Source organism: Nostoc sp. (assembly GCF_041747015.1).
GTDB lineage: Bacteria > Cyanobacteriota > Cyanobacteriia > Cyanobacteriales > Nostocaceae > Nostoc.
Window position 1 is genome coordinate 1 of the sequence record NZ_JBGTFY010000356.1, and the last position, 5,281, is coordinate 5,281.

General features: G+C 40.8%; 5 protein-coding genes. 3 read left to right on the forward strand and 2 right to left on the reverse strand.

From position 1 onward, the window contains the following. The first annotated feature begins 118 nt into the window (after positions 1 to 118). Both ACEW80_RS28435 and ACEW80_RS28440 read left to right on the forward strand, forming a co-directional pair. Positions 119 to 790 carry an Rpn family recombination-promoting nuclease/putative transposase gene (locus ACEW80_RS28435; protein ID WP_373529817.1) on the forward strand — a complete coding sequence of 224 codons (672 nt, stop codon included), beginning with the start codon at positions 119 to 121 and terminating at the stop codon, positions 788 to 790. A gap of 101 nt (positions 791 to 891) precedes the next feature. Next, complete coding sequence (locus ACEW80_RS28440) at positions 892 to 1,494, forward strand: hypothetical protein (RefSeq protein WP_373529818.1); 603 nt, start codon at positions 892 to 894, stop codon at positions 1,492 to 1,494. A 164-nt stretch (positions 1,495 to 1,658) separates the two neighbouring features. Here the strand turns inward: ACEW80_RS28440 and ACEW80_RS28445 are convergent, their stop codons facing one another. Next, positions 1,659 to 1,856 (reverse strand): DUF2283 domain-containing protein, encoded by a 198-nt coding sequence (locus ACEW80_RS28445; RefSeq protein ID WP_373529819.1) that lies wholly within the window; start codon positions 1,854 to 1,856, stop codon positions 1,659 to 1,661. A gap of 101 nt (positions 1,857 to 1,957) precedes the next feature. Beyond that, complete coding sequence (locus ACEW80_RS28450) at positions 1,958 to 2,413, reverse strand: hypothetical protein (RefSeq protein WP_373529820.1); 456 nt, start codon at positions 2,411 to 2,413, stop codon at positions 1,958 to 1,960. Positions 2,414 to 3,052: 639 nt separating this feature from the next. Between ACEW80_RS28450 and bchH the strand changes: the two genes are divergently transcribed. Further along, positions 3,053 to 5,281: magnesium chelatase subunit H (bchH, locus tag ACEW80_RS28455; RefSeq protein WP_373529821.1), on the forward strand; the 2,229-nt coding region annotated here is incomplete at its 3' end.

A 5,281-nucleotide genomic window follows, 5' to 3' on the forward strand; every position in this document is an offset into this window, starting at 1 on the left:
TTGTTTGAAAAGTGTCAGCTTGAGCCTTAAATGCAACTTAGAGAAGTGATCGCAAGTCCCATAACTCTCATTATCTCGTTTAACTTCTCGATAGCCAGAGTAGTCAAACATACGTTGGATGACTTTTCAAACATCCTCTAAAGCCGATATTTCCTTTCGGATGAATGATTATCGCTTACGGGCATATAGAAAATTTCCCCATAAGCAAATGCGTCAGGTGGTAATTTATCTCAAACCAACTGATTCTGAGTTAGTTTATCAAACAGAATTTGTTCTAGAAAACAGCCTGCACAGATTTGAAGTCATCCGACTTTGGGAACAGCCAACGGAAGTATTTTTCAATTCTCCGGGTTTGCTACCGTTTGCAGCTTTAAGTCAAACCAAGGATCAAACGCGAACTTTAGAAGAAGTTGCTCAAGTTATTGAAGCACTCAACGACACCCGAATCCGCAGTAATGTTGCTGCATCAACAGCAGTCTTAGCTGGGTTAGTATTAAATAAAGACGTTATTAAAAGAATTTTGCGGAGTGATATTATGCGCGAATCTGTGATTTATCAAGATATTTTGCAAGAAGGGCTTGCACAAGGTATTGAACAAGGTATTGAACAAGGTATTGAACAAGGCTTAGAACAGGGTATTGAACAAGGTTTTGAACAAAAAGCTCAGGAGATTGCAATAAATATGCTCAATGAAGGAGTTGCGATCGCATTAATTGTCCGTGTCACTGGTTTAGCTGTAGAGCAAGTTCAGCAATTACAGGCTAAAACTCGCGGTAATCAAGCTGAGTGAGTCAATGATACGCCAAAAGAGTCTCAGAACCCCGGCTTCTGGGAGAAGTCGGGTGCTAACAAAACACCTATAAACGCCATATAATCATAATTTTTTTTATAATGTCTTATAGTGACTTCTCGCTGTCAAAAGTCAAACGCGACTTTAACTTAACTACGGTTGAAAATGGACGCTTTTTACCCGAAATGCAGTCCATAGAACCTAGTCTTTACCTCAAAGAAGCACTAAGCGAAGGACTGCCACTAGCAACAGCAACTGGTTCAGAAAAAGCTCGCTCAGAGTTAATTATTAGTCCTATCCTCGTAGAAGTTCGGAAAATTCTCGAACGCAAAGTCAGCTTTTTTTCGGGTGAAGATTTTACCGTCGCACCGGAACTAGGCTTAAGTGGAGTATGTGATTTTTTAATTAGCCGCTCACCCGAACAAATATTTATTGAAGCTCCTGTGATCGTGATTATTGAAGCGAAAAAAGGTGATTTAAAACCAGGTTTAGGGCAATGTGCAGCAGAAATGATTGCCGCACAAAAATTCAATGAAACCAATAATATACCGATTAAGACAATTTATGGTGGCGTCAGCAGTGGTACGGCTTGGCGATTTTTGAAATTAGAAGGGCAAACACTGAGTATTGATTTGAATGATTATACAGTTCCGCCAGTGGAAATACTATTAGGAATGTTGGTTTGGATGGTGCGGGAAGGTTGACCCTTCGGCTACGCTCAGGGTCAATTAGTCGGAGATTCAGCCGAAAGTCGAGTGTATCTGTCGCATTCTTTTTTTAAAATTATGTAGAAATCGAATACTCTAGGGAACGTGGATTATCGATTCTTTTGGAAGCGTCTAATATTTCTAGCCCGATAATATTTCCATCATTCGTCGTAATCTAAAATTACCCCTGGCTTTTCTTCGTAACTATCTTCTATAGGTACATCACTCAATATAATTCTTAATATATCTACTTCTGGGTCATAGGTAATTTTCATATTTTTCAATCTTACTAGTTTTACTGGCAACATGGCTACCAAAGGCATCGTAGATATACTATTGCTGGGAAGTACCAGAAGCAAAAGAACTAGTCACCCCAATCAGCCGATTTTCCCCGTCATTAATCCAATAATAGTTAATTGTCTAGCTGCCATCAGCACGTTGCTTGAGTGAAGCATTATTGTTATAGATTAAATTGCTTTTTAAATTCTTCTATGGAAATTGTCAAATCATTTTTAACAATTTCCTTTTCATTAAGTGAATCATCATATTTTAACATAAATGATTTTATTTCCTTCCAAATATCTTCAATGAGTTCCAACCGTGGAATTTCATCAATTATCTCATTTTTGACGCTAGTTAGTATCAAATTGCTATATCCTTTTTTAACTAAAAAAAACTGAAAAGAACTGCCAACTCCCACAAAATGATATCTATTTTTAATTGGATTAATTAAAAATAAACGGACACCATCAAGAAGATCGCATAAAGATATAAAAATCATCATCGAATGATTTTTATTTGATAGTTTTGAGAAGATGATTCCATGTTTTCCTTGAACACTAATATGACCTCTGCTGTAACTATCAATTTCTTCTTCAAATTCAATTTGTTCTAGTTCTATTTTAAAAATTAGCATATCAGAATTCAGAATCAATTAGTGGGGGATTCAGTCGAAAATCAAGCCAGTCGCTTGGGTAGGCTTTGAACAGGGTCTTGAACAAAAAGCTCAAGATTAGAACGATCCAAAGAAGATTTTGAAACAATTAGAAGCTAAACTTCATTCTTAGTTAAGAAATTATATAGGACTCATATTTGATTTCTGAAAAACCAAATTGTCTAGAAGCTTGCCATACAAAGGTTTGTTTCTCAGTATACTTAGCAAGATTCAAGTACGATTCCTATAGAAATTAGGCGATGTCTACGACTGGCTATGCCTACGCATTTCCCCAAACAGATCCAATTTTACAACCCGCACCAGCGGGTTTTGTTTTGTAAATAGGCTCATATCTTTAAATAACTATTTAACGATTAAACATAATAAATATTACGAAAAATTTACAAATAAGTGAGCAATTACTTTTATACACAGTAAATAATTCCAAAGAAATATTTCGTTTTTTATATCAATTTGTGTCAAATAGACGATAAAATGCGCACTGGGTAAGTGTTTTCTGATAAAAAACACATATTGCCTAAATAATCAGAAGTTAACTGTGGCTACTGATGCCGCTAGGAACTTCCAGTAGAGAACACGCATCAAAGGAGCCGAAGAAGCATGTTCACACACGTCAAGTCCACCATTAGACACATTGCGCCTGATGACTTACGCGGACGTAATTTAATCAAGGTGGTCTATGTCGTGCTAGAGTCCCAGTACCAGAGTGCTTTGTCGCAAGCGGTTCGCACGATTAACGCGAACAATCCCGACTTGGCGATTGAAATCAGTGGGTACTTGATTGAGGAACTCCGCGACCCAGAGAATTATCAGGAGTTCAAACGAGAAATTGAGGGTGCGAATATCTTCATCGCTTCCCTCATTTTCATCGAAGACTTAGCACAGAAAGTAGTAGCAGCAGTAGAACCACACCGCGATCGCCTGGATGTTTCTGTTGTCTTTCCCTCAATGCCAGAAGTCATGCGCCTCAGTAAAATGGGCAGCTTTTCTTTGGCACAGTTGGGTCAGTCAAAAAGTGCGATCGCGCAATTCATGCGGAAACGCAAAGAAAAATCCGGTGCGGGATTCCAAGATGGGATGCTAAAGCTTTTGCGAACGCTGCCGCAAGTGCTGAAGTTTTTACCAATGGAAAAAGCACAGGATGCCCGAAATTTCATGCTCAGTTTTCAGTATTGGCTAGGTGGTTCTCCAGAAAATCTGGAAAACTTCTTGCTGATGCTAGCTGATAAATACGTATTTAAAGGTTTAGAGAAACAAAATTTTGCACCTTCTACATATCAGCAGCCGGTGGTTTATCCCGATTTAGGGATTTGGCATCCTTTGGCTCCCAGTATGTTTGAGGATGTCAGAGAGTACCTGAACTGGTATACATCTCGTAAGGATATCTCTAATGATCTCAAAGATCCCTTAGCTCCTTGTGTTGGGTTGGTATTGCAACGCACTCACCTAGTTACAGGCGATGATGCCCATTATGTAGCAATGGTGCAGGAGTTGGAAGCACTAGGTGCACGAGTATTACCTGTGTTTGCCGGTGGTTTGGATTTCTCCAAGCCTGTTGAAGCCTACTTCTACGAACCAACTACCAAAGTACAGTTAGTAGATGCAGTGATATCACTGACTGGTTTTGCTTTAGTGGGTGGCCCAGCCAGACAAGATCATCCCAAGGCAATTGAGGCGCTCAAACGCTTAAATCGTCCTTACATGGTGGCATTACCCTTAGTTTTCCAAACCACAGAAGAGTGGATGGATAGCGATTTAGGGTTACATCCGATTCAAGTAGCTTTGCAAATTGCGATTCCCGAATTGGATGGGGCAATTGAGCCGATTGTCTTATCAGGTAGGGATGGGACTACAGGGAAAGCGATCGCACTGCGCGATCGGGTTGAAACTGTGGCCGAACGCGCTTTAAAATGGGCTAACCTCCGCCGCAAGCCGAAGCTGGATAAAAAAGTCGCTATCACCGTTTTCAGCTTTCCGCCAGATAAAGGCAACGTGGGAACCGCCGCCTACTTAGATGTATTCGGCTCAATCTACGAGGTGATGAAAGCCCTCAAAAATAACGGCTACGACTTACCAGAATTGCCAGAATCAGCCGAAGCGCTGCTGCAAGAAGTCATCCATGACGCCCAAGCGCAGTACAACAGCCCAGAACTCAACGTTGCTTACAAAATGTCGGTTCCTGAGTATGAGGCGCTGACCCCTTACTCTCAACGTTTAGAAGAAAACTGGGGTCCACCTCCCGGACATCTCAACAGCGATGGGCAAAACCTGCTGATTTATGGTAAGCAATTCGGTAACGTCTTCATCGGTGTACAACCCACATTTGGTTACGAAGGCGATCCGATGCGGCTGTTGTTCTCCCGTTCAGCTAGTCCTCACCACGGTTTTGCTGCTTACTACACTTATTTAGAGCAAGTTTGGCAAGCTGATGCCGTGCTGCACTTTGGTACTCACGGTTCCTTGGAATTCATGCCAGGTAAACAGATGGGGATGTCTGGTGATTGTTATCCAGATAACTTGATTGGCTCAATTCCTAACTTGTATTATTACGCAGCGAATAATCCGAGTGAGGCGACAATTGCCAAACGTCGGAGTTATGCCGAAACAATTTCTTACTTGACACCTCCGGCAGAAAATGCTGGTTTGTATAAAGGTTTGAAGGAACTCAGCGAGTTAATTGCTTCTTACCAAACCTTGAAAGATAGTGGACGCGGTGTTTCCATTGTCAACAGCATCATGGATAAATGCCGGATCGTGAATCTGGATAAGGATATTAACCTGCCAGAAACCGATGCCAAGGAAATGAGTGCCGATGAGCGGGATAATATT

Excerpts from the sequence above, each read along its gene's own strand:
- ACEW80_RS28440 (WP_373529818.1), top strand. The coding sequence starts at position 892 with ATGTCTTATAGTGACTTCTCGCTGTCAAAAGTCAAACGCGACTTTAAC.
- ACEW80_RS28435 (WP_373529817.1), top strand. The coding sequence starts at position 119 with ATGACTTTTCAAACATCCTCTAAAGCCGATATTTCCTTTCGGATGAAT.
- ACEW80_RS28450 (WP_373529820.1), bottom strand. The coding sequence starts at position 2,413 with ATGCTAATTTTTAAAATAGAACTAGAACAAATTGAATTTGAAGAAGAA.